23 protein-coding genes are annotated in these 22,309 nt (G+C 70.6%); 11 read left to right on the top strand and 12 right to left on the bottom strand.

Annotated elements, in window-relative coordinates:
- Positions 1–166 precede the first annotated feature (166 nt).
- Positions 167–637, bottom strand: coding sequence for a lipoprotein LpqH (locus nbrcactino_RS14265; protein ID WP_161928187.1), 471 nt, complete (start codon positions 635–637; stop codon positions 167–169).
- Between the two features lie 264 nt (positions 638–901).
- Between nbrcactino_RS14265 and nbrcactino_RS14260 the strand changes: the two genes are divergently transcribed.
- Together nbrcactino_RS14260 and nbrcactino_RS14255 are read left to right on the top strand one after the other, a co-directional pair.
- Positions 902–1,693 carry an MBL fold metallo-hydrolase gene (locus nbrcactino_RS14260; RefSeq protein WP_161928186.1) on the top strand — a complete coding sequence of 264 codons (792 nt, stop codon included), beginning with the start codon at positions 902–904 and terminating at the stop codon, positions 1,691–1,693.
- A gap of 36 nt (positions 1,694–1,729) precedes the next feature.
- Positions 1,730–2,590, top strand: coding sequence for a fructosamine kinase family protein (locus nbrcactino_RS14255; RefSeq protein WP_161928185.1), 861 nt, complete (start codon positions 1,730–1,732; stop codon positions 2,588–2,590).
- Between the two features lie 6 nt (positions 2,591–2,596).
- On the opposite strand, the gene nbrcactino_RS14250 is transcribed toward nbrcactino_RS14255, so the two are convergent.
- Complete coding sequence (locus nbrcactino_RS14250; RefSeq protein ID WP_161928184.1) at positions 2,597–3,376, bottom strand: alpha/beta fold hydrolase; 780 nt, start codon at positions 3,374–3,376, stop codon at positions 2,597–2,599.
- A 142-nt stretch (positions 3,377–3,518) separates the two neighbouring features.
- On the opposite strand from nbrcactino_RS14250, the gene nbrcactino_RS14245 reads away from it, so the two are divergent.
- Positions 3,519–5,300, top strand: a complete 1,782-nt coding sequence (locus nbrcactino_RS14245) for a GNAT family N-acetyltransferase (RefSeq protein WP_161928183.1) — start codon at positions 3,519–3,521, stop codon at positions 5,298–5,300.
- A 51-nt stretch (positions 5,301–5,351) separates the two neighbouring features.
- Positions 5,352–5,810: a peroxiredoxin gene (locus tag nbrcactino_RS14240; RefSeq protein ID WP_161928182.1), complete on the top strand. Its 459-nt coding sequence runs from the start codon at positions 5,352–5,354 to the stop codon at positions 5,808–5,810.
- A gap of 7 nt (positions 5,811–5,817) precedes the next feature.
- Here nbrcactino_RS14240 and nbrcactino_RS14235 read toward each other — a convergent pair whose 3' ends face one another.
- Positions 5,818–6,525, bottom strand: coding sequence for a cutinase family protein (locus nbrcactino_RS14235; protein ID WP_161928181.1), 708 nt, complete (start codon positions 6,523–6,525; stop codon positions 5,818–5,820).
- A 56-nt stretch (positions 6,526–6,581) separates the two neighbouring features.
- Complete coding sequence (locus nbrcactino_RS14230; protein WP_161928180.1) at positions 6,582–6,875, bottom strand: Rdx family protein; 294 nt, start codon at positions 6,873–6,875, stop codon at positions 6,582–6,584.
- A 37-nt stretch (positions 6,876–6,912) separates the two neighbouring features.
- Here nbrcactino_RS14230 and nbrcactino_RS14225 point away from each other — a divergent pair, with 37 nt between their 5' ends.
- Both nbrcactino_RS14225 and nbrcactino_RS14220 read left to right on the top strand, forming a co-directional pair.
- A complete protein-coding gene (locus nbrcactino_RS14225; protein WP_161928179.1) occupies positions 6,913–9,153 on the top strand; it encodes a glycoside hydrolase family 3 C-terminal domain-containing protein in 2,241 nt (746 codons plus the stop codon).
- Positions 9,150–10,460: a hypothetical protein gene (locus nbrcactino_RS14220; protein ID WP_161928178.1), complete on the top strand. Its 1,311-nt coding sequence runs from the start codon at positions 9,150–9,152 to the stop codon at positions 10,458–10,460. Before nbrcactino_RS14225 ends, nbrcactino_RS14220 begins: the two co-directional genes overlap by 4 nt.
- Before the next feature lie 5 nt (positions 10,461–10,465).
- On the opposite strand, the gene nbrcactino_RS14215 is transcribed toward nbrcactino_RS14220, so the two are convergent.
- From nbrcactino_RS14215 to nbrcactino_RS14200, 4 genes are all read right to left on the bottom strand, one after another.
- On the bottom strand, positions 10,466–11,374 hold the full coding sequence (locus tag nbrcactino_RS14215) for a hypothetical protein (protein WP_161928177.1): 909 nt from the start codon (positions 11,372–11,374) through the stop codon (positions 10,466–10,468).
- A gap of 28 nt (positions 11,375–11,402) precedes the next feature.
- Positions 11,403–13,070: an MDR family MFS transporter gene (locus tag nbrcactino_RS14210; protein WP_161928176.1), complete on the bottom strand. Its 1,668-nt coding sequence runs from the start codon at positions 13,068–13,070 to the stop codon at positions 11,403–11,405.
- A gap of 195 nt (positions 13,071–13,265) precedes the next feature.
- The gene (locus nbrcactino_RS14205; protein ID WP_186343397.1) at positions 13,266–13,739 is read right to left on the bottom strand and encodes a MarR family winged helix-turn-helix transcriptional regulator; all 474 of its coding nucleotides are present in this window, start codon (positions 13,737–13,739) and stop codon (positions 13,266–13,268) included.
- A complete protein-coding gene (locus tag nbrcactino_RS14200; protein WP_161928175.1) occupies positions 13,736–14,338 on the bottom strand; it encodes an HhH-GPD-type base excision DNA repair protein in 603 nt (200 codons plus the stop codon). The genes nbrcactino_RS14205 and nbrcactino_RS14200 overlap by 4 nt, the downstream gene beginning before the upstream one ends.
- Before the next feature lie 32 nt (positions 14,339–14,370).
- Between nbrcactino_RS14200 and nbrcactino_RS14195 the strand changes: the two genes are divergently transcribed.
- Positions 14,371–14,886, top strand: a complete 516-nt coding sequence (locus tag nbrcactino_RS14195) for a hypothetical protein (RefSeq protein WP_161928174.1) — start codon at positions 14,371–14,373, stop codon at positions 14,884–14,886.
- A 15-nt stretch (positions 14,887–14,901) separates the two neighbouring features.
- Here the strand turns inward: nbrcactino_RS14195 and nbrcactino_RS14190 are convergent, their stop codons facing one another.
- The 3 genes from nbrcactino_RS14190 to nbrcactino_RS14180 all read right to left on the bottom strand — a co-directional run bounded on the left by nbrcactino_RS14190 (position 14,902) and on the right by nbrcactino_RS14180 (position 17,624).
- Positions 14,902–15,531 carry a lysoplasmalogenase gene (locus tag nbrcactino_RS14190; RefSeq protein WP_228460912.1) on the bottom strand — a complete coding sequence of 210 codons (630 nt, stop codon included), beginning with the start codon at positions 15,529–15,531 and terminating at the stop codon, positions 14,902–14,904.
- Between the two features lie 40 nt (positions 15,532–15,571).
- A complete protein-coding gene (locus nbrcactino_RS14185; protein ID WP_161928173.1) occupies positions 15,572–16,483 on the bottom strand; it encodes a hypothetical protein in 912 nt (303 codons plus the stop codon).
- A 250-nt stretch (positions 16,484–16,733) separates the two neighbouring features.
- Positions 16,734–17,624 carry an Rv1157c family protein gene (locus nbrcactino_RS14180; protein ID WP_161928170.1) on the bottom strand — a complete coding sequence of 297 codons (891 nt, stop codon included), beginning with the start codon at positions 17,622–17,624 and terminating at the stop codon, positions 16,734–16,736.
- Positions 17,625–17,851: 227 nt separating this feature from the next.
- Here nbrcactino_RS14180 and nbrcactino_RS14175 point away from each other — a divergent pair, with 227 nt between their 5' ends.
- Genes nbrcactino_RS14175 through nbrcactino_RS14160 form a run of 4 tightly spaced genes read left to right on the top strand, consistent with a single transcriptional unit; the run spans position 17,852 to position 22,072 of the window.
- Positions 17,852–18,895, top strand: coding sequence for a thiamine ABC transporter substrate-binding protein (locus tag nbrcactino_RS14175; protein WP_161928169.1), 1,044 nt, complete (start codon positions 17,852–17,854; stop codon positions 18,893–18,895).
- Positions 18,892–20,574 carry an ABC transporter permease gene (locus tag nbrcactino_RS14170; protein ID WP_228460910.1) on the top strand — a complete coding sequence of 561 codons (1,683 nt, stop codon included), beginning with the start codon at positions 18,892–18,894 and terminating at the stop codon, positions 20,572–20,574. The genes nbrcactino_RS14175 and nbrcactino_RS14170 overlap by 4 nt, the downstream gene beginning before the upstream one ends.
- A complete protein-coding gene (locus nbrcactino_RS14165; protein WP_161928168.1) occupies positions 20,571–21,650 on the top strand; it encodes an ABC transporter ATP-binding protein in 1,080 nt (359 codons plus the stop codon). Before nbrcactino_RS14170 ends, nbrcactino_RS14165 begins: the two co-directional genes overlap by 4 nt.
- A complete protein-coding gene (locus tag nbrcactino_RS14160) occupies positions 21,650–22,072 on the top strand; it encodes an NUDIX domain-containing protein (RefSeq protein WP_161928167.1) in 423 nt (140 codons plus the stop codon). The genes nbrcactino_RS14165 and nbrcactino_RS14160 overlap by 1 nt, the downstream gene beginning before the upstream one ends.
- Here nbrcactino_RS14160 and nbrcactino_RS14155 read toward each other — a convergent pair.
- Positions 22,050–22,229 carry a hypothetical protein gene (locus tag nbrcactino_RS14155; RefSeq protein WP_161928166.1) on the bottom strand — a complete coding sequence of 60 codons (180 nt, stop codon included), beginning with the start codon at positions 22,227–22,229 and terminating at the stop codon, positions 22,050–22,052. The genes nbrcactino_RS14160 and nbrcactino_RS14155 overlap by 23 nt on opposite strands.
- Between the last annotated feature and the right edge of the window lie 80 nt (positions 22,230–22,309).

Raw genomic sequence — 22,309 nt, 5'->3', positions numbered from 1 at the left:
GCGTCGCCGAATGCTCGAATATATGTTCAGTGTACCTCAATAGTGTGACCTGGGCAACACCGATCAGGCGTGGAACAGTCGACGGCTGGGCCGGCACCCGCCCCTCGACGCACTGAACTGTGGCCCCAGTGCGGGACCACAGCTCAGTGTGTGACTCAGAAGGTGATCAGGGGCAGGTCACCTTGATCTCGAAGGACTTCTTCGCCGGCGACATCGGGTTGGCGGTGTCGACTCCCGTCACCGTGCCGGTGATGGTGTAGGTGTTGCCGTCTTTGGTGGCCTTCGCCTCGCCGCCCGGCGTGCCCTTGGCGTAGCCGAGTGCCTGGCCGTTGGTGACACCGAGCCCGACGGTTTCCACCGTCGGGTTGTCGCCCGTCGTCAGCGTCGCCCCGACCCCCGCGGTTGCCCCGCCGGCCGTGTCGCCGATGGCGATGACGACCTTGCCGGCGTTCTCGGTGCAGACGACCGTCTTCGATGACATCTCCAACGGTTTGCCGTCGACGGTGACTGAGGCCTCGCCGCCGGTCTTCATCGCGTTCCCGGAGGTGTTGCTGTCGGAATCGCTGGAACACGCGCCCATGGCGCCGATAAGACCGACCGCGCCGGCGGTCGCGAAGAAGAGATGGATCTTGCGCATGACTGGCTCCAAAGTCCGTGTGACGAGCAGTCCGGTTGAACTGCTGGAATGACGGTAGACCTGCGTGTTCACCGCGATCGGCGATTGGGAAACGGACGGTGCGGGTGGGTCACGCGGTGCTGGTGAGTGCGGTCGAACCCGGATCTGAACCCCCCGATCGCACGGCATGATGGGGACATGGGCACCGAACAGCGTCGACTGGGACCGAATGTCACGCGCTGGGTGTCGCCACACGCGGGCGGATACCCCTACGGAAATCCGATCATGGTGACCGGGCGAGACGCCACCGTCCTGCTCGACAGTGCCGTCGGCGTCGACCCGCCACCGGCGGATTTGCTACTCCTGAGCCACTATCACGAGGACCACACCGTCGATGCGGCCACGCGCGCCCGACGCGTGGCGATTCACCACCGCGACGCTCCCGCGCTGCACAGTTGGGGCGGCTTCCTCGAGCACTACGGCCTGCCGCGGGGGGAGTGGGAGACCGACCTGGTCGAGCAATTCGGGTGGGCCCCGCTTCCCGCGGTCGACACCTTCGACGACACCGAGGTGTACGACCTCGGCGGCGGGGTCGCGATCCGGGTGGTCCCGCTCCCGGGGCACACGGCCGGGCATTGCGGCTTCCTCGTCGAACCCGACGGGGTGTTCTACATCGCCGACGTCGAGCTCTCCTCCTTCGGACCGGTCTACGGCGACCGCGACTCCAGCCTCGCCGACGTGCGGTCCACCCTCGCGGCCGTCGCCGACGTCGACGCGGCCGTCGTCGTGCCGTATCACGCGAAAGGCCCGTACTTCGACCGCGACGAGTTCCTCGCGGCACTGCGGCGGCACGCCGCGGCGCTCGACGCCCGCGAGGAGCGGTTGCTCGCGCTGCTCGCCGAGCGCCCGCGGTCGCGCGACGAGGTGGTCGGCGAAGGCGTCATCTATCGGGTGCAGACGGCGCCCTGGTTCGCCGACGAGGTGGAGCGCGCCATGACCGGACGCCACCTCGACGAACTGGTGGCCCGCGCAGTGGTGGCGGGGCCGGATGACGACGGGCGGTACCGGCTGCGCTGACCGGTGACGCTGCCGGATCTGTGGCACAGTGGCGCCATGTCCGATCTGCCCGTCGATCTCGTCGACGGCCTCGGGGTCCGGGCGTCGGCGCGGGTATCCGGCGGGGATATCGCCCGGGCCTACCGGCTGGAAACCGACGACGGTCCGCTGTTCCTCAAGTGGCGACCCGACGCCACGCCGGATCTGTTCGAGCGTGAGGCCGCCGGGTTGCGCGCCCTGCGCACCCACCGGGGCGACCTGGCGGTACCGGAGGTGCTGCGGTTGGCCCCGACCGGGCTGGTGCTCGAGTGGATCGACAGCGGTGCACCGTCGCCGACGACCGACGCTGACCTCGGCCGCGGGCTGGCGCGCCTGCACCGCACGACGAACCGCTGGTTCGGCGCGCTCGACGATTCCCCGGCCGGGTACCTCGGTTCGGTCGAAGTGGACTTGACCCCGACCGACGACTGGGCGGACTTCTTCGTGAAACGCCGGGTAATCCCGCTGGTGGAACAGTGTGTTGAGCAGGGGGTCGTCGCCGCAGCGGCGCTGGAGTCGATCACCCGGCTCGCGGCCCACGCCGAGGAGCTCTGCGGGCCGCCGGAACCGCCGGCGCTCGTCCACGGGGATCTGTGGGCCGGAAACCGGATGGTCGGCGCGGGCGGGCTCAACTGGTTGATCGACCCGGCCGCGCACTGGGCGCATCGGGAGATCGACGTGGCGATGATGATGCTGTTCGGCGGCTTCGGTGAGGACTGCTTCCGCGCTTACGACGACGAGTGCCCCCTGTCGCCGGGATGGCGCGACCGCGTGCGGTGGTATCAGCTGCCGCCGCTGCTGGTGCACGCCATCCTGTTCGGGGGCGGCTATGGTTCATCCGCTCTCGCGGTGCTGCGGCACTACGCCGCGCGGTATTGACCGGCTTCAGCTGATCCGGCCGACGTCCTCGTGCAGCAGCGCGGGCCAGCGGCGCACGTCGTCGGCGGTCTCGGCGACGGTGAGCGTCGCCCGCGGGAACACCCGCGCCAAGGTTTGGGCCGTCGACATCGGGTGCGACGGGTCGTCGACCCACGCGAGAATCCGCACCGGCACGTCGATGCGCGCCAACTCTGCCGGGGTCGGGAGATCGCTGGCGGCGGCACCACGGAAGACCGAGGGCAACAACTCTTCGACTACTTCCGGAACGGTTTCGGGGTGCCCGACCGCGGCGGGTGGCGGCGGGAAGTCGCGCCCGGCCGCCAGGAACGCCGCCTCGCCCGCCTCTTCGATCAGCGCGGCGTTGCGCCGGTACTGCTCGGCCTGCGCGACGCGGGTGTCCCAGGCGGTGGGCGGCAGCAGCAGGGTCAGCCCGGCAAAGCGTTGCGGATCGGCGACCGCGGCGTGCATCAGGGTTCCCGAGCCCATCGACGTCCCCACCCCGTAGACCTTCTCGTCGGGGAACCAGGCGTCGAGCACGTGGAGCAGGTCCTGGGCCAGATTCGGCCAGAGGTAGTCGTCGGGGACCGCGCGGCCGCGCGAATGCCCGTGCCCGCGGGCGTCGTAGCGCAGCAGCCGGGTACCCGAGAGGCCGTGGCCCAGATCGAGGTCGAGTACCCGGTCGCGCGCCCGGCTGCTGGTGAGCCCGTGCAACTGGACCACCGGGTGCCCGCCCTCATCGCTCAACTCGACTTCGAGCGAGGCACCGGGAACGTCGAATCCGGCCACGTCGGCTCCTCTCGTAGGAGGCCATCGTACGAAGACGCGGCACGTGCGGCGACCGCAACCGTGCGCCGGCCGCGCACGGCGGCCGCGACGGGTGGCCCAGCCGAGCGGAGCGAGCCGGCCGGCTTGGCAGTAGGGTTTCGCCATGCGGCTGACCAATGTCGCCCACCTGCGCCTCCCGTTCGGCCGGTTGCTGGGCTACGACGTCTCGGTGTCCGAACCGGGTGCCCCGTTGCCCGTCTCGTTCGACCAGCGCCGCCACGTCGGCGAGGGCGATCGCCCCGGGTCGTGGATGGCGCTGTCGTTCCGGTTGGCGGGGCCGGTGCCGCTCGACGACCTGGCCGCGGCGTGGCTGGCGGTCATCGCGCGGCACGGCACGCTGCGTTCGGTCTTCGCCCCGGACGAGGACGGCAAGCCGACCCTGGCCGGGGTGGAGATCGGGCCGGGGCAATGGGTGGACCATCCGATCGGGCCGGGCCAGGCGGTCAACGACGCGCTGCGTGACGTCCTCGACCGTGACTGCTCGTCGTATTCGCGCCCGGCACACCGGCTGTGCGTCCTGGACACCGCCGCCGGCCCGACGGTGATCGTCGCGGCCGACCACTCGCACGTGGACATGTGGTCGATGCTGGTGATCCTGCGTGACCTGTTGGCCTCGCTGGCCCAGCTCCGCGACGGGGGACCGGCCGCGCTCGGGGAGGTACCGCCTTTCGCCGCACACACCCGCGCCCTGCGTGAACGCCCCGAGGCGCCGATCGAGGTGCGGCAACGATGGGCCGAGATCATCGCCGACAGCGGCGGGGTGATGCCGCTGTTCCCGTTGCCGCTGGGCACCGCCCAACCGCATGCCGAGCGGGTCGAGGTGCGCGACGTCTTCGACGTCGACGACAGCGCCGCCTTCGCCGCGCAGGCCCGCGACGACGGCGTCTCGACCTTGGCGCTCGCGGTGTCGGCGATGACCGAGGTGACCCGCGACATGGCCGACGCGCCGCTGCGCGCGGTGTTCCCGGTGCACAGCCGGTACGACGAGACCTGGCACGACTCGGTCGGCTGGTTCATCACCAATTCGGTCCTCGAGTCGGACACGGTCGGCCCGCGCGCAGCCGCGGCGGCGGTCCGGGAGGCGGTCTGGTTGGGTTCCTGGCCGCTCGACGACGTGCTGGCCCCGTGGGGCGGCATGCCCGAGGCGCCGGGAATGTTCGCGATCTCGTGGCTGGACCTGCGCCGCCTCCCGGTCCGTGTCGACGCCGCCGGGCTTGACGCCCAATACGTGGGGGCGACGATCCGCACCGACGGTGTCATGCTCTGGTTCATCCTCGACGCGTCGGGATTGCACCTGCGGTGCCGCTATCCCGACACCCCGCAGGCGAGGGTGAACGTCGGGGGCTGGCTCGATCGCCTGGTCGCCACGCTGCAGGCCGGCGCGCGGTCATCGGTCGGCGGCGTCCTGCACAACCGAGACGGGGCCGCCTTCCGGGTGGAACGGGCCACGCGCGACGACGTGCCGGCGATCGTGGCGCTCCTGCTCGACGACCCGATCGGCCGTACCCGCGAAGTGGCCGAGTATGCACCGTACGAGGCCGCCTACGACGTCGTGGCGCGGGATCGTTCCCAGTACCTGGCCGTGGTGCGCGCCGCCGAGGGGACGGTCGTGGGCACCATGCAACTCACCGTCCTGCCCGGGTTGCTGCGCGGCGGGACCACCCGACTGCAGATCGAGGGGCTGCGGGTGGCACGCCCGGAACGCTCGCACGGATTGGGTGCGGCGATGCTGGCGTGGGCACACAAACACGGTCGGGCCCATGGTGCGTCGCTGGCACAGGTGACCACCGACGAGGAGCGGGAGCGGGCCCGCGAGTTCTATGCGCAGCAGGGTTACACCGCCACCCACGTCGGATTGAAACGGGATCTGTCGACTCACCCGTGACAGGCGACTCCGCCCGTGACAGGTGGCGCCGGGCACGGCAGACTGGCAACCATGAAACCCGGTGACACCGCACCCGACTTTGCCCTGCCGGACCAGACCGGCACGACCCGCAGCCTGTCCGAACTGCTCGCCGACGGACCGGTCGCCTTGTTCTTCTACCCGGCGGCGTTCACGCCGGGTTGTACCAAGGAGGCCTGTCACTTCCGCGACCTCGCGGCCGAGTTCGCCGCCGCGGGGGTCCAGCGGGTCGGCATCAGCCGGGACGCGGTGGAGAAGCAGGAGCGCTGGACCGGCGAACACAACCTGGACTATCCGTTGCTCGCCGACGTCGACGGCGCGGTCGCGCAGGCCTACGGCGTGCGCCGCGGGTTGTTGGGCAAGGTCGGGATGCCGACCAAGCGCACGACCTTCGCCATCCGTGCCGACGGCACCGTGGCCGACGTGATCGCCTCGGAGTTCGACATGTCGGTGCACGCCGACCGGGCGTTGTCGGCGCTCGCGCCCAAGTAGCGCGGAGTCAGAGCCGTCGCACCACGAAGTCCGATGCGGCGTCCATCATCCCGTTGAACGCGTAGAAGGCGTGCTGGATACTCGGCCCGCCGACGGGGGCACCGTTGCAGATGGTGTCACCGGGGGCGCAGAACTGCGCGACCTTGGGTGCGAAGCGCCCGGCAATGGTGATGGGCGGTGCGCCGACGTCGCGGATGAACCGCTTCGACGGGGCTCCGAAGGTAATCACCGCGGCGATGTGCGGGGTCACGCTCGCCGGCAGCGGCGCCGGCGCGTAGTGCGCGTACTGCTGGTACTTGCGCGGGATCTGAAGCTTGTCGACCAGGGCGTACCCGGCGACGACGGCGCCCTGGGAGAACCCGCCGAACACGATCCGGCTGCGCGGGCACCGCGCCGAGAGGTACTTGATCTCGTTCTGGGCGGCCTTGACCCCACGGTTCACCGAGTGGGCGAACTCGCCGCGGTTGGTGAACTTGTCACTCGCCTCGTACTGGACGCCCTGGGCGTGCAGCGATCGGCCGGGGGTGTGTCGGCGCAACGTTTCGACGAACGCCAGGCCGGTCAACCCGATGGGGGCTGCGGGTTCGGCCGTTCCCCGGGCCCACAACACCTCCACGTCGGCGCAGCGCGCAGCCGACGCCGGGGCGGCGGCGATCACCAGCCCGGACAGGGCGGTGAATGCGCTCAGGGCAAGGGCAGACCAACGTCGAATCATGTCGCCATCGTAACGGCATCGAGGGTGATCTGCGTCTCATGGCCCCGCTTCGCAGGTCAGGGCGCTTCGCCGTGCCCGAGGTTCCAGTCGGGCAGGGCTGCGTCGCGCACCCGGCGTTTGAGCTGCGCCGCGTCGGGAAAGCCGCCGTCGGCTGTGCGGTCCCAGACCCGTTCCCCGTCGACATCGACGGTGAAGACCCCGCCGGTACCGGGAACCAGGGTCACCCCGGCCAGCTCGGCGCCGAACGTCGAGAGCAGCTCGCCGGCCAACCAACTCGCGCGCAGCAACCAGTTGCACTGGCTGCAGTAGGTGATGGTGATCGCGGGTTCGGTCGTCGCGGGTTCGGGCATGCCGCCAAGACTGCCAGATCCCCTCTAGATTTGACCCATGGCAACCAACCCCATCGACCATCGGGACCGGGCGCGAGAGATCGTCGCGGGTCTCGACCTCGACCAGAAGGCGGCACTCACCACCGGCGCTGGCTTTTGGGACACCGTCGGGATCGACGGGGCCGGCATCGTCGCGGTGACGCTGACCGACGGGCCGCACGGCATCCGCAAACAGACCGAGGGCGGGGATGCGTTGGGGCTCAACAACTCCGTGGTCGCCGTCTGCTTCCCGCCGGCGGTCGCGATGGCGGCCACCTTCGACCCGGCGGTGGCCGAGGAGGTCGGCGATGCGCTCGGCCGAGCCTGCCTGGCGGAAAAGGTCGGCGTGCTCCTGGGGCCCGGGATCAACATCAAACGGTCGCCGCTGGGTGGGCGCAACTTCGAGTACTACTCCGAGGACCCGATCCTCGCCGGGGCGATGGCGGCCGCCTTCGTGCGCGGCGTCCAACGCCACGGCGTGGGGACGTCGCTGAAGCACTTCGCGGCCAACAACCAGGAGACCGAACGGTTCCGGATCAGCTCCGACATCGACCCACGGCCACTGCACGAGATCTACCTGCGCGCGTTCGAGCACGTGGTGCGCACGGCCCAACCCTGGTCGGTGATGGCCGCCTACAACAAGATCAACGGTGTCTATGCCACCCAGAACACCTGGTTGCTGACCGACACGCTGCGGCAGCGGTGGGGGTTCGAGGGGTTCGTCGTCTCCGACTGGGGGGCGGTGGACGACCGGGTGGCCGCCGCGGCGGCCGGGTTGGACCTTCAGATGCCCGGCCCCGGACAGGGCCCGGCGGAACTGGTGGTCGCCGTGCGGGAGGGGCGCCTGTCCGAGACGGCCGTCGACGCGTGCGCCGAGCGGGTCGTGTCGCTGGCCCTCGCGGCGCAGGCGAACTCGGTCGACACGACGTATGACCACGAGGCCCAGCACGAGCTCGCCGTCACCGCGGCGCGGCGGTGTCTGGTGTTGCTGGCCAACGAGCCCGTCGACGGCACGCCGCTGCTCCCGCTGGCGCCGACGACGCGGGTGGCGGTGATCGGCGAGTTCGCCCGGACCCCGCGCTATCAGGGCGGCGGGAGTTCGAAGGTGAACCCGACGCGTGTCGACGCGGCGGTGGATGCGATCGCGGCGTTGGCGCTACCGGACGTCGTGTTCGAACCGGGGTTCACCGTCGACGGCACGGGTGACGAGTCGGCGCTGCGGGCCGCGGCCGTCGCCCGGGCCGCGGCCGCCGAGGTGGCCGTGGTCTTCCTCGGCGTCCCCGCCGGCGACGAATCCGAGGGCTTCGACCGCACCGATTGGCGGCTCCCGCAGGTGCAACTCGACCTGTTGGTGGCGGTCCTGGCAGCCAATCCGGCCACCGTCGTCGTCCTGTCGCACGGGGCGGTGGTGGACCTGGCCGAGGTCGTGGCGGCGCCGGCCGTGCTCGACGGACTCCTGCTGGGCGAGGGCGGCGGGGCAGCGGTGGCCGACATCCTCTACGGCCTCGACGACCCGTCGGGCCGGCTGGCCGAGACCATTCCGCTGCGGCTGGCCGACAACCCCGCCCACCTGGACTTCCCCGGTGAGCAGCTCCACGTCCGCTACGGCGAGGGGGTCTTCGTCGGCTACCGCGGCTATGACGCGCGCGGGTTGGCGGTGCGCTTCCCCTTCGGCCACGGGCTGTCCTACACGACGACGACCTTCACCGAGGTGGCCGCCACGACCACCGCGGCCGGGATCGACGTGGCGATAACCGTGACCAACACCGGTGACCGCGACGGCCGCACCGTCGTGCAGGTGTACACCGGCCTGGACGAATCGGTGGTGGCCCGGCCGCCGCGCGAACTCAAAGGCATGGCCGCCCTGGCGTTGTCGGCCGGTGAGAGCCGCCGGGTGACCATTTCGCTCGCCCGTCCCGACCTGGCGTACTGGGATCGCGAGATCGACGATTGGGTGGTCGAGGGGGGCCGGTACCGGATCGACGTGGGGCACAGCAGTCGCGACATCGACGCCACCGTGTCGGTCGAGGTCGCCGGCGATACGTCGACGAAGCCGTTGGGCCTGGACTCGACGCTCTCGGAGCTGTTGGCGGTGCCCCACGGTCGGGCCGCGATCCTGGGTCAGCTGCAGAAGTCCTTGGGCCTCACCGAGATCGACCCGACCCTCGAGCAACTCATCGGTTCGATCCCGTTGCGGCGGGTGGTGCCGATGCTCGGCCTGGATGCGGCCGAGCTGACCGCGGCCCTCGCCGACGCGTGACCCGCCTCCACCCCGTCGACGCACGGATGCTCTGGTCGGCGCCCCAGATGCGCAGCGACCAGTTCCTCCTGTTCGCCTTCGACGGGAACGCCTCGCCGATCGACGAGGTGTGTGCCGCACTGCTCCACCGCGCGTCGGCGATTTCCAGCCTCACCACGGTGATCAGCGAGGTCCCGGGACACCTGGACTATCCGAGCTGGGTCCACGCCCCGGCCACCGCGGACCAGATCCGGGTCCATCGGCTCGAGGACCCGACGTGGACCGGCATGCTGGCGCGGCTGGCGGATCTGTTGGCCGCACAACTGGATCCGGGCACCGCGGCGTGGCGGCTGCACCTGTTCGACGCGGTCGCCGGCCCCGATGATCCGGGCGGGTCGGCAGGGCTGCGCGTCGCGGTGCTGCAGATCTCCCATGCCCGCCACGACGGTCGCGGCGCGAGCGCGGTGGCCCGCCGGTTGTTCGGCGCGCCGTCGGCACCGGAGGCCGACGGCGGCCGGGTCGGGGCGGTGCCGACCGGAGTCGTGCTGACCGGAGCCGTGCCGAGCGGGGCGGTGCGGGCGGCGGCCGGGGTGCTGCGGCTACCCGTCCAGGTGGGACGGCTGGTGGTCGACGGAGCCGCCGCCTACCGGCTGTCCCGGTCGGCGGGACATCCCGGTCCCGGGCCCGTCGCACCGGCCCCGATCAACGGTCGGCCCGGACCCCGACGGGCGCTGCGCACCCTCACCGTCGCCCGAGACCGCCTCGGCGGCCGGGTGACCCCGGCCGCGGTGGCGGTGATCGGCGACGCCCTGGCCGCCGGCGGACTCGTCGACGGCGACCCGGTGGTGGAGCTGACGCTGGCCCGCGCCACCAGACGCGGACCGGCGAACGACTTCCACATGGTCGGCATCGCCAGCCGTACCGACCTGTCCGGCGAGTCGCGGTTGGCGGCGATCACCGCGGCCATCGACGCCGCGCGCGAGCGGGACCGCGCGCCGGCCCGGGTCGCCGCACGCCGCGCCGAGGCAGCCACCCCGGCACCGCTGATGCATTGGGCGGCAACGTCTGTCGATCCCGGCGACGGACCCCCGCCGGCGGTGACCGGACACACCGTGGTGTCCTCGGTGAACCGGGGTGCCGCCGATCTGACCCTCGCCGGCGGTCGGGTGCGCCTGACCGCCGGCTTCCCGGCGCTGTCGCCGGTGCACCGGCTGACCCACGGCGTGCACGGGATAGGCGCCACCGTCACCTTCTCGGTGCAGGCCGACCCCGAAGCCCTCGACATCGACGCCCATGTCGGCGCGCTGCGCGCCGCGTTGGACCGATGATCGCGCTACTGCTCCAGGCCGGGCTGTTCGTAGTTGTTGTTTGCGGCGCGGCCGCGGGTGAGGCGCTTGGGCAGGCGATCGGCCAGCCCGCCCAGCGGCGCGACTGAGGCGTTCAGCAGCTCGACGGTGGCCCGCAGGTCGCTGACCGCCTCCTGCATCGCGAGGAGGCTCGGGGTCAGCTCGCTCATGTTCTCGGCGAGTTCGCTGACGCGGTCGAGCGGTCCGCCGGGGGCGATCGTCCGCTCGACGGCGCCGTCCTTGCCCAGGAGCTGGTCGAGCAGACCGTCGTCGTCGGCGAGCCGCTCGATGATGCCGCCGGGCTCGGTGATCTTGTCGAGGATGCCGTCGGACTCGGTGAGCTTGTCGATGACCCCGCCGGGGGCGGTGAGCTTGTCGATCACCCCGTTCTCCGAGGTCAGGCGTTCCAGGATGCCCTCGTTCTCAGTGATCTGGTCGATCACGCCGCCCAAGCGGGTCAACCGGTCCAAGGGCCCGCCCTTGGCAGTGAGGCGCATGAGGATGCCGCCCTCCTCGGTCGCCTGGTCGAGTAGGCCGTGGCGGGCGGTGAGCTTTTCAAGGATGCCGTCGGAATCGGTGAGCCGGTCGACGACACCGCCCCGTTGGAGGAGCCGGTCGACGGGCCCACCGGGCGCCAGGGCCCGGCCGATGGGCCGATCGGGGCCGAGCAACTCGGCCACGTGGCTCAGGATCTCCAACGGGGAGCGGGTGTCGGCGAGCAGGTCGGAGTGGATCCCCAGTGCGTGGTTGACCTCGTTCTGCACGCCTTCGGCGGTGACCCGGGCGACGGAGACGGCGGACTCGACCGCGCCCAGCGCGACGCCGGTGATGGCGAAGCCCAGGCGGATCGGCAGTCCGACGACCATCTGCGGGGTCAGAGCGGGTTGACTTGTCATGGTGCCGAGCTTAGGGCACGGACAGCCGTTAGCTCGTCGGTTCGCCCCGCCCCTGCGCCGCGACGACCTCGGGCGACTCCTCGGGCTCCAGGCCCGCCATCGCCTCGGCGGCCCGCTGCTGCTCCTCCAGAGGGGTCAGCGTCTTGAGCTGCACCTCCTTGATGAACAGGATCGCGACCAGCGCCAGCGCGCCCATCACCGCGGCGATCAGGAAGATCGTCGGCACACCGTCGCCGAAGGCGGTCTGCTGGACCGCCGCGCAATCGGGCGACAGGTTGCCGGCGATGCCGGCCTTCAGCATCGTGCCGCACGATTCCACTGCCTCCTTGGCTCCCTGGATGCCCAGCGACCCGACGAGCGAGTGCCCGAGGGCGGTCAGGCCGGAAATCGTGAGGTCGGCGACGTGGGTGGACAGGACGGCACCGAGGACCGACACGCCGGCGGCACCGCCGAGCGAACGGAAGAAGGTCACCGTGGAGGTGGCCACACCGAGGTTCTCGGCGGGCACCGCGTTCTGCACCGGCAGGACCAGGTTCTGCATGACCATGCCCATACCCGTGCCGAGCACGAACAGGTAGAGGGCGATCAGCCACATGTTGGTGTGTCCGGTGACGGTGGACAGCAGGGCGAAGCCGACGGTCATCAGCGCGGCGCCGGCGATCAGGAAGTTCTTCCACCGGCCGAACTTCGTGATCAGCGCGCCGGAGATCGTCGAGAAGATCAGCGAGCCGCCGACCATCGGCAGGGTGAGCAGGCCGGAGACGGTCGGGGAGTAGCCGCGGCCGAGCTGGAAGTACTGGCCGAGGAACACCGCCGAGCCGAACAGTGCGACGCCGACCGCGATGCTGGCCAGGGTGGCCAGCGTGGTGGTGCGATCCCGGAACAGGTGCAGCGGGATGATCGGGTCGTTCACCTTCAGGAAGCCGGGCAGGAACGGGTTGAGCAGCTTCGCCTCGGCGAGCACCGCGAGGACCAGCAGCACCACACCCAGTGCGGCCAGCAGGTAGGACTCGCCCGACGCCCAGGGGAAGGACTTGCCGGCGAGGGTCACCCAGATCAGCAGGACGATGACGCCACCGGCGATCAGGGTCGCACCGAGGTAGTCGATACTGACGTTGGCTTTGCGGATGGTCGGGACGTTGAGGGTGCGTTGGATCACGACGAGCGCGATGATCGCGAGCGGAACGCAGACGTAGAAGGTCCAGCGCCAGCCGAGCCAGCTCGTGTCGGTGATGACGCCGCCCAGCAGCGGGCCGCCGACGGTGGCGATCGACATCACCGCGGCGATCGGGCCCTGGTAGCGGCCGCGTTCGCGGGGGCTGAACATGGAGGCGATCACGATGATGACCAGCGCCTGCAGGCCGCCCAGGCCGATGCCCTGGAGGGCGCGGAAGCCGATCAGTGCGCCGGCCGATTGCGACATGCCGGCCAGGATCGAGCCCAGGGTGAAGACCGAAAGCGAGATCTGGACCAGGAGCTTCTTGCTCATCAGGTCGGAGAACTTGCCCCAGATCGGGGTCGTCGCGGTGGACGCGAGCAGGGTCGCGGTCACCACCCAGGTGTACTGATCGGTGGTGCCGTGCAGGTCCTTGATGATCTGCGGCAGTGCGATGGACACGACGGTGGAAGACAGGAACGCGACGAACATTCCCAGAAGGAGGCCGACGAGGGCCTCGATCTTCTGGCGTTGGGTCATTGGTGTGGTGTCTGGCTCGGTGATGCTGTCAGTCATAGGGGCGCCTCTCGGAAAGCTGGCTGTCTGGACGGGTGCGTACCCCGGAGGTACGCAGCGTCGCGTGAATGGGTGGCCGGAACGGCGTGTGCACACGGCGGATCGCCGGGCAGACCTCTCATCCTACGAACTTTAGTTGCAACTCGCAACTATCCCGGATTATTCCGCGCGGTCGAAATCTTCGAGACTGGTGGCGAGGCGTCGCATCAGTTCGATCAACATCCCGATGTCGGCGGGATCCCACTGGGCCAGACGTGCCCGCCACTGCGGTACGTGGGTGGCGAACACCGCCGAGATGCGGGACCGGCCGTCGTCGGTGAGGGCGACGACGCGTGCCCGGGCGTCCTCGGGGTCGGGCCGGCGCTCGACGAGGCCGAGACGCTCGACCGCGTCGACCTGGCGGGAGACCGTTGACTTGTCGACGCCGAGGCCGTGCACCAGGTCCGACATACCGATCGGCTCGCGCCGCGCAACGGCCATCAGCAGCGGATAGCAGGACGGGTCGAGACTGGGGTGGATCTCGTGCGAGCGGTCCCGCGCGCGGACGCGTCCGCGACGCCAGAAGTCGGTGAGTTCGGATTCGAGTTCGGCGATCAGACCGTCGATCGGATCCGGACTGGACGCGTCGCTCACCCGCGGGCCTTGCTGTCCGACGACTTGGCCGCGGCCTTGGCGGCCTTCTTGAAGTCCCGGACCTGCTGCAGCGAGTCGGCGTCGACGACGTCGGCCACCGACCGGTACCCGGCCTTCGCGTAGTCGCCCGCGGCGTTGTCCCACCCGGCCGGGGCCACCCCGAGTTGCTTGGCGAGCAGGGCGAGGAAGATCTTCGCCTTCTGCTCGCCGAAGCCGGGCAGGGCCCGCAGCCGCGCCAGCAGCTCTGCGCCCGACGCCGCGTCGGACCAAATGGCGGCGGCGTCCCCGCCGTAGGAGTCGACGACGACCTGGGCGAGCGCCTGGATTCGGCCCGCCATCGACCGCCCGTAGCGGTGCACGGCCGGGGGAGTGGCACACAGGTCGGCGAAGGCGTCCGGTTCGGCCGCCGCGATCGCGGCCGGGTCGAGCGAGCCGAAGCGTTGGGCGAGCTTCAACGGCCCGGCGAACGCGCGCTCCATCGGGAACTGTTGATCGAGGAGCATCCCCGTGAGCAAGGCGAACGGATCGGTCGACAGCAGTTCGTCGGCCTCGGGATCCTGGGCGATCGTCAGCTGGGCGGAATTCGGCGAGTTGGCCATGCGGTGAGTCTATCGACCGATAGGGTGAGCCCATGCGACGCGGAGTGAAGACGGCACTGCGCCTGCTGGGGGCGGGGTTGATCGCGGGTGGCGCGATGGCCGCACCCGTGCATGCGGCACCCGGTGACGACCCCTATGCGGGAACCAAAAAGCTGGTCAAGACGATCCAATGCCCGGTGCGCGATCCGTGGCCCGGTCCGGACCTGCGTACCTGGGTCGACGTGTGGAACAACATCGACCATCCCTCCGACGGCTTACCGGCGCCGGCCATCGCGTTGATCGCGAGTACCCACCGGATGCAGATCACGATGACGCCGATCACCGAGTACACGATGTGGGTCCAGGTGCATTGGCGCAATGTCGACAACGGTCGCCGAGGCGTGGTGAAGGTCCGCTCGCGGGCCCCGCAGAACACCTGGCAGGCGGTGCTGCACCCGGGCAAGGGCCGGGTGAAGTTCGAGATCCACCAGTCGGTCGAGGTGATGTTCATCGTGCCCGGTGTAAACCCGCAGGTGTCGGTGTGCCGGGGGTCGGCGCAGTCGGTCTGACCCGCTCGTCCCGGTTCAGGCCTGCGGGGTGGACCGCGGTGCGGTGAGCAGCGAGTCGACGAGCAGGTACTGGGCGCCGAAGTAGCTGCCCAACACCCACGCCTCGAGCGCACTGCGCAGCGTCGGCGAGGAGGCCAGGTGGCGGCGGTTCATGATCACCGCGTCCGACGCCTGGAACAACAACCCACCCGCGGCGGCCTGGCGCCCGGACTGCCCGGCCAGCGTCGACATCCCGGCCAGCAGGGCGCCGTAGGGGCCGAGAACGGGCAGGACCGAGGGCGCCTTCGCCGCGACGACCGCGGCCGGCTCGCCCATCAAGGCCATGCGCGGGGCGAATCCGCGCCAGCTGTAACGCGCACCGCGGCGGGCGAAGACGGCCTGGTAGCAGACCTGGGCTCCGGCGAAGAAGGCCCCACCCTTGGCCAGGTACCGGTTCTTGGCGGGGGATTCGAGCGGTTCGAACTCCTCGCGGAACATCCAGTAGTCACCGGCCATCGAGAAACCGATGGCGCCGAGCGTCAAGGCGCGGTCGACGGGGGAGATGTCGGGCTGGGTCGCAGTCCGCACGGCCAGGATGGCCATCGGGAGGGGTTTGGTCGCCCCGGCCAGCCGACGGTGGGAGCGTGCGCCGGCGATCGTCGCCACCGCGCCGGTGAGCGCGGTGGCGGCGCCCCAAGCGACCCGGCTAGGAATTGATCACCCCGACGGCCGGCAGGAAGAAACATTCCCGGTTGCCGCTGGCTCCAGCTGTGCCATACACGGCTGCCAGGATAGTGCCCTTGCCGGTGTCGACGGGAACCAGGCGCACACCCGACAATCCGGGCAGTGCCTTCAACATCGGGTTGGTGTCCGAGAGGGAAGTGAGCTCGTTGACGCCGCCGCGCATGGTCGCGGTGTTGAACCATGCGACGCGCATCGTGCCGCGCTTGTCGTGGGAGTTGGCGTGGGCGTTGCTGTGGCCGGCGCCGGGGACGGTCGCATCGGCCGGGATGAAGGCGAAGGCCGTCTGCTTGTCCTTGACCAGGTTGGGGTCCGGCACCGTGATCCCGGGGAGGGGGAAGGGCAGCAGGCTCAGGGGGTTGGCGGTGCGCAGCGGCCAGGGGTCGGGGATCCCGGCGGCGCCGGCGTTGACCAGGCCGAGCGGGTTGTCGGCGGTCGGCGCGGCGCAAAACGGTGCGATCGACGGGGACAGCGGTTGAACCCCGGCCTGGCGGAGCAGGCTCATCGGGTCGCTGATCGCGTCGACCTGCTTCACGCCCGGCAGGGCGGCCTGTTGCGCCCCCGGGGCCGCGGCGGTGAGCGGTGAGATCTGTCCGGCGGCACCCATGATCGCCTGGAGGACTTCGACGAGGACCTTGTCGCCGCCCGCCTGCTTGGCGAACTTGAGTGCGGCGGCCAGTTCATCGTCGAACGGGACGGTCACCGGAAGGGTGTGGGCGCCGGGGGCGGGGCTGGGGGCTTTCGGTGCCGGTCGAACCGGTGCCGGGCGCGCCGGGGCCGGCGCGGCGGTGGCCAGCGGGCCGGCAAGGGCCACCGCGGCCGCAGAGGCCAGGCTGAGGGTCGCGCTGAGCGCGGGGCGGGAGAGTTTGCCGAGCATCGTTGTCACTCCAACGTGGGAACAGTAGGGCGTGTTACTAGTGGGATTGCTGTTACTAGTGAGGTTCTAGATACAGAACAACACGCATGTGACTAGACGTGCAATCGACGAGTCCGACCTGTGATCGGGCCGCAATCGGCCGTAGACAGCGACTCTCCGCCGACTGGGCCCTCAAATCCGCCGACTGGGCCCTCAAATCCGCCGACTGGGCCCTGATTCTCGTCGAGTGGGCCCCGTCGGCAGGGTTGCGTCAGACGTAGGCGATACCGATGACCGGAACGATCCCGCAGGACACCACGCGTTTGGACTTCGTCTTCACCGTGACGTCGCCGGAGATCACGGTCAGCACGCGGCCGCGGCCGGTGCTCGCGATGGCGGTGAAGGTGCCGGGGCCGTCGGTGGCGTTGATCTTCGGGTTGCGCCGCAGGTTGATGATGCCGGTGCGGCCGGTGTCGAGGTTGAGCCACTGGGCGATCAGGGGCCGGGCGCGGTTGTTCACCGCGGGGCCGGTGCCGAGGCTGGTGTAGACGTAGCCGACCTGCCCGCGCTTCGGGCCGGGGGCGGGGGCCTTCTGGGGGCCGGCGGTGACCAGGGCGCGCCCCAGCGAGTTGCCGCCGCCGAGCGAGCCCAGCGAACCGGTCGCCGACTCGGGCATGCAGCCGATGCCGATCGTCGGGTAGAGGAACTCCTGGATGCGCGGCGCGCCCGGGCCGCGCGGGATCTCCGGATCGCCGGGCTTGGCCTTCTTCTTGGCGACCGGCAGCCGGTTCGTCCGGTGGTATGCGGCGACGCTGCGCTTGCCCGGCTCGCCGAGGAAGTCGATGATCTCGCGCCACACCTCGCGCACCTGCGGCGGGAGGTTGGGGTTGGACCCGAGGGTGTTGGCGTCGGCGAACAGCGCCGGGTTGACCTTGCCGTCCGGGCCGGGGGTGGCCATCGAGCCGATGATGGCCGGCGCGAAGGCGCCGAGGGAATCGAGCACCTGTCGGTCGACCTTGGTGGGGACCGCGGCCAGTGCGGAGGTCAAGCCGTCCGGCGACGCGACGGGCGCGGCCGGTGCGGCCAACGCGGGGGCGGCGGGGGCCAGCAGGCCCGCGGAGATGGCGACGGTGGCCGCAAGGCGCGGGAGGGTCGGTCGCACGGGGTTAGGTCCTTATCGTCGGCGAAGCGGGATCGCGCGTCAGTCTATGTGCCGCGACCACCATGGGTCGAACGCGTCCGCAGCCAGCACCATAACCCCTGGAGCATGTGGCTATTGTGGCTGGTGATTCAATTGTTACTGTCTGGTTTCCGGCTCGTTCACCGTCTCGGGCATTGGTCGGGCCCATCGCAGGGGTCGGCGCCGACGCCTGGTGGTTAGATCGAGCCATGCGAATCGGACACTTCGCGGCGGCGTCGTCGACCCGTCGGATCGGTAGTGCTTTCCTGGCCGCGGCGGTGGCCGTCGGCGTGGTCGGCTGCGGCGGATCCGACGACCGCGGCAGCGTCACGATGCTCGTCTACGACTCCTTCGACCTGCCCTCGTCGGTCATCGACGAGTTCCACGCCGCCACCGGCATCACCCTCAAGATCGCCAAGTCCGGCGACTCGGGGAAGATCGCGTCGCAGATCTCGCTGACCCCGGGGTCACCCAAGGGCGACCTGGTCTACGGCATCGACAACACCTTCGCCGCCCGCCCCATCGAAGCCGGGGCCCTCATGCCGTACGTGTCGCCGGCTGCGGCCAACGGCGCATCCGAGTATGCGCTGAAATCCGCGCCCGACCTGCTGACTGCGGTCAGCCGCGGCGATGTCTGCCTCAACATCGACTCGTCATGGTACGAGCGCCGGGATGCCCAGCCGCCGCAATCCCTCGACGACCTGACGAAGCCCGCCTACCGCAACCAGGCCGCACTGCTCGACCCGCGCACCTCCTCGCCCGGTATCTCCTTCCTATTGACGACGATCGGCCAGAAGCGGCGGGGGTGGGAGGACTACTGGCGCAAGGTGGTCGCCAACGGTGCCACCATCGTCTCGGGCTGGGAGATCGCCTACAACCAGCTGTTCAGTGCGGGTGCCGGCCGCGGGTCCAAGCCGATCGTCGTGTCCTACGCCTCGTCGCCGGTGGCGACGCCGGGCACCGAGGCGCTGCTGGAGACCTGCTTCCGGCAGGTCGAGTACGCGGGCATCCTCAAGGGGGCGGCCAACGTGGACGGGGCGCGCAAAGTGATCGACTTCCTCCTCGGTCCGAGTGTCCAGAAGGCACTGCCGGCGTCGATGTTCGTCTACCCGGTGACGCGTGACACCCCGCTTCCCGACGGCTGGTCGACCCGCGCGCCGATGCCGGAGTGGACGGTCAACATGCCGCCGGGCTACATCGCCAAGAACCGGGAGAAGTGGCTGCAAGAGTGGCGCGACGCAGTGGGACGGTGACCCGCAGTCGCCCGGGAATCGGGCTGGTCACCGGTGTGGGGCGCCCGAGGATCACCACCGCCGGCCTCGGATTGGCACTACTGGGCGCGATTCCGCTCGTCTTCCTCGTGATCTTTTTCGGCTGGCCCCTGGTCGCCCTGTTCGACCGCGCCGCGGGAACGGGGGACGGTGCGGGGATCCTCACCCTGTGGCGACGGTCGGGGGCGGGCCCGCTGCTGGTATTCACCCTCGCCCAGGCGGCGGCCTCGACGGTCCTGACGCTGATCGTCGCGGCGCCGATCACCTGGCTCGTGGCCCGGGTCCGGTTTCCCGGCTCGCGCTTGTTCCTGGTGGTGGTCACGCTGCCCTTCGTCTTGCCGAGCGTCGTGGTGGGGATGGCCTTTCGGGCGGTGTTCACCGGACCGTTGTCCTTCCTGCCGGCCGCGCTCGGCGGGGCGCTCGACGAGGCCGGTCCCAGCCTCGTCCCGGTGCTGTGCGCCCACGTCTTCCTGAACGTGGCCGTCGTCGTGCGCGTGGTCGCGGCGGCCTGGTCCGGACTGGACCCGCGGCTCGAACAGGCCGCCCAGGTCAGCGGTGCCGGACCGGTGCGGGCGTTCACGACGGTGACCCTGCCCCGGCTGCTGCCCGCGATCGCGGCGGCGGCGGCCCTGGTCTTCTTGTTCTGCACGACGAGTTACGGGGTGATCATGGTGCTCGGCAACGGGCAGCTGCACACGGTCGAGACCGCCATCTACACGGAGGGCGTCGGATCCTTCCACCTGCCGGAGGCGGCGGCGCTGTCGGTGCTGCAGATCGGCGTGGTGGTGGCGACTCTGGCCGTCGTGCGACTGCTCTCTCGCCGGGTGCCGGGGAACCGGGCCATCGAGCAGTCGCCGATCCCGGTCCGCGGGTGGACCCGGATCGCCGGGGTGCTCACCGCGCTGTGGGCGGCACTGTGGTTGGTGGTGCCCCTTGTCGTCTTGGCCCTCTGGTCGGTGCGCCCGGCGGGGCCGGGGAGTTGGACCCTGGCCGGGTACCGCGCGCTGGGTGCCGAGGTCAACGGCATGACGCCGCTCGCGTCGGCAGCGATGTCACTGCGCACCGCGGTGGTCGCCGCGGTCCTGGCCGTGGTGTTCGGGCTGGCCGCCGCGATCGTGGTCGCCCGGCTGCGCGGCCCGCTGCGCGAAGTCGGCGAACTGATCGCGACGATCCCGCTGGGCGTCAGCGCGGTCACCCTCGGATTCGGCTACACGCTGGTGTTCGCCGGGTGGCCGAGCGCGCTGGCCAACTCGTGGTGGGTGATCGCCGCGGTCCAGGCACTGGTCGCCGTGCCGCTGGTGATCCGGATCGCGGTGCCGGCCCTGGAACAGGTCCCGGCCGGCCTGACCACGGCGGCGGCGACCCTGGGCGCCCGGCCGCTGCGGGTCTTCAGCACGGTGGAACTGCCCCTGGTGAGACGGTCGTTCGCGGTTGCCGCGGGTTTCGCCTTCATCTTGAGTCTGGGCGAGTTCGGCGCGACCAGCTTCCTGGCCCGGGTCGACACCACCACCCTCCCGGTGATGATCGGCACCGCCTTGAACCGCCCCGGCGAGGCGAACCTCGCCGCGGCGATGGCCTGCTCGATGGTGCTGGTCGTCGTCACAGCGGTCGCGGTCGGGATCGTCGAGGCCGTCCGGCCGAACGCGGGTGCACTGCTATGACGCTCGTGGTGGATTCGGTCGCGGTCGACTACGGCGACGCGCGGGTGGTGCGCGACGTGTCGCTGACCCTCGCGACGGCGCCGCCGGCGGGTCCGGTGACGGCGATCCTCGGGCCGTCGGGATGTGGCAAGTCGACGTTGTTGCGCGCGGTGGCCGGTCTGGTCCCGCTGGCGTCGGGCACCATCGCCTTCGACGGGCAGGACCTGGCGGCGGTCCCGCCGCATCGGCGGGACTTCGGCATGGTGTTCCAGGACGCCCAGTTGTTCCCGGGCCGCTCGGTGGCGGCGAACATCGCCTATGGACTGCGCGCCCGAAGGTGGCCGCGCGAGCAGATCGCCGATCGCGTCGCGCAAATGCTCGACCTGGTCCGGCTGCCCGGGATGGCCCGCCGCCGCGTCGACGACCTGTCCGGTGGCCAGGCGCAACGGGTGGCGCTGGCCCGCGCATTGGCACCGCGGCCCCGTCTCCTCCTGCTCGACGAGCCGCTCGCCGCTCTCGACGCCCACCTGCGCGGCAAGCTGGCCGACGACATCGTCGGCATCGTCGAGGCCACTGCCACCCCGACGATCGTCGTCACCCATGACCACGACGAGGCCGCGACGATGGGCGACACCGTCATCGTCATGCGCGACGGTGGCGTCGTCGCCGCCGACCTCGCCGCCCGCGTCTGGCGGTACCCGCCCGACGAGTGGACGGCACACTTCCTCGGGTGGGAAAACCTGTTGGCCGCCGAGCGGATCGGCGACGTGGTGCGCACCGAGTTGGGTGATCTGCCGACCCGACAACTCGGGATCGGCGCCGACGACCCGGTCGGCGCGGTCGCCATCCGGGCCGAGTCGCTGCGCGCCCGCCCCGTCGGTGCTGGACCCGGCGGCACGGTCGCCCTGCCGGTGCTGCGGGTGCGCGAGTTGCCCGAGCGGACCCAGGTCATCCTCGACGGTTCGGCGCTGAACACGCCGGTGGCCGAGCTCGGCGCCCTCGCCGACGACGACACACCCCCGCCGCGGCCGGGAGACCGGATAACCGTCCGCCTCGTCGGGGCCCGCACCGGCATCGTGACCGGGCGGGGCGACTGATGGTCCGCATCGTCGTGGCCGGGGCGGTCATCCGGGAGTGGGGCGGGGCGAACCGGGTGCTACTGGCCCAGCGGGCCTATCCGCCGCACCTGGCCGGGCTGTGGGAATTGCCCGGCGGCAAAGTCGAGGAGGGCGAGTCGCCGGCGCAGGCACTGGAACGCGAACTGCGCGAGGAACTGGAGATCGAGGTGGTCGGCGGTGACCGGATCGGCGACGCGGTGCCCGTGGGGGATGACCTCGAACTGCGCGCCTACCGCGCGCGGTGGGTAGCCGGGGAACCGGTGGCGGTCGAGCACCGGGCGCTCGGGTGGTTCGACGACGCCGAGGTGGTGCGGTTGGCGGACAGCGGTGAAATGGTCCCCGCCGACGTCGGGTGGGTTCGCGAGTTGGTCGACCTGCTCAGGCGACCCGGGCCTTTTTGATGGCCTTGTCGAGCTTTTTGCGATTCATCGAGTCGAGGTCGAGCTTGTTGAGGCGGTGGACCACGACCGGGCAGCGCAGGCAGCGGACGTCTTTGCGGCAGCACTTCTTCTTCGGCTTGAGGTGGCGCACCTTGGCCGCGCTTTTCTTACTGCCCACGTCAAGGATTTTAGCCTAGGTAAACCTTATCAAGGCAGTCGGAGGCCGATGGTCCCGACGTGAGCGGGGTCTCACCACAC

This window comes from Gordonia crocea (assembly GCF_009932435.1).
GTDB lineage: Bacteria > Actinomycetota > Actinomycetes > Mycobacteriales > Mycobacteriaceae > Gordonia > Gordonia crocea.
This window is presented reverse-complemented; position numbering and strand designations above follow the sequence as displayed.

Bases quoted from the DNA above. Each gene is read 5' to 3' on its own strand.
- nbrcactino_RS14185 (WP_161928173.1), bottom strand. From the start codon at position 16,483: ATGCTCGGCAAACTCTCCCGCCCCGCGCTCAGCGCGACCCTCAGCCTG.
- nbrcactino_RS14265 (WP_161928187.1), bottom strand. From the start codon at position 637: ATGCGCAAGATCCATCTCTTCTTCGCGACCGCCGGCGCGGTCGGTCTT.
- nbrcactino_RS14215 (WP_161928177.1), bottom strand. From the start codon at position 11,374: ATGACAAGTCAACCCGCTCTGACCCCGCAGATGGTCGTCGGACTGCCG.
- nbrcactino_RS14175 (WP_161928169.1), top strand. From the start codon at position 17,852: ATGCGAATCGGACACTTCGCGGCGGCGTCGTCGACCCGTCGGATCGGT.
- nbrcactino_RS14195 (WP_161928174.1), top strand. From the start codon at position 14,371: ATGCGACGCGGAGTGAAGACGGCACTGCGCCTGCTGGGGGCGGGGTTG.
- nbrcactino_RS14245 (WP_161928183.1), top strand. From the start codon at position 3,519: ATGCGGCTGACCAATGTCGCCCACCTGCGCCTCCCGTTCGGCCGGTTG.
- nbrcactino_RS14235 (WP_161928181.1), bottom strand. From the start codon at position 6,525: ATGATTCGACGTTGGTCTGCCCTTGCCCTGAGCGCATTCACCGCCCTG.
- nbrcactino_RS14260 (WP_161928186.1), top strand. From the start codon at position 902: ATGGTGACCGGGCGAGACGCCACCGTCCTGCTCGACAGTGCCGTCGGC.
- nbrcactino_RS14240 (WP_161928182.1), top strand. From the start codon at position 5,352: ATGAAACCCGGTGACACCGCACCCGACTTTGCCCTGCCGGACCAGACC.
- nbrcactino_RS14165 (WP_161928168.1), top strand. From the start codon at position 20,571: ATGACGCTCGTGGTGGATTCGGTCGCGGTCGACTACGGCGACGCGCGG.
- nbrcactino_RS14160 (WP_161928167.1), top strand. From the start codon at position 21,650: ATGGTCCGCATCGTCGTGGCCGGGGCGGTCATCCGGGAGTGGGGCGGG.
- nbrcactino_RS14200 (WP_161928175.1), bottom strand. From the start codon at position 14,338: ATGGCCAACTCGCCGAATTCCGCCCAGCTGACGATCGCCCAGGATCCC.
- nbrcactino_RS14255 (WP_161928185.1), top strand. From the start codon at position 1,730: ATGTCCGATCTGCCCGTCGATCTCGTCGACGGCCTCGGGGTCCGGGCG.
- nbrcactino_RS14225 (WP_161928179.1), top strand. From the start codon at position 6,913: ATGGCAACCAACCCCATCGACCATCGGGACCGGGCGCGAGAGATCGTC.
- nbrcactino_RS14230 (WP_161928180.1), bottom strand. From the start codon at position 6,875: ATGCCCGAACCCGCGACGACCGAACCCGCGATCACCATCACCTACTGC.
- nbrcactino_RS14210 (WP_161928176.1), bottom strand. From the start codon at position 13,070: ATGACCCAACGCCAGAAGATCGAGGCCCTCGTCGGCCTCCTTCTGGGA.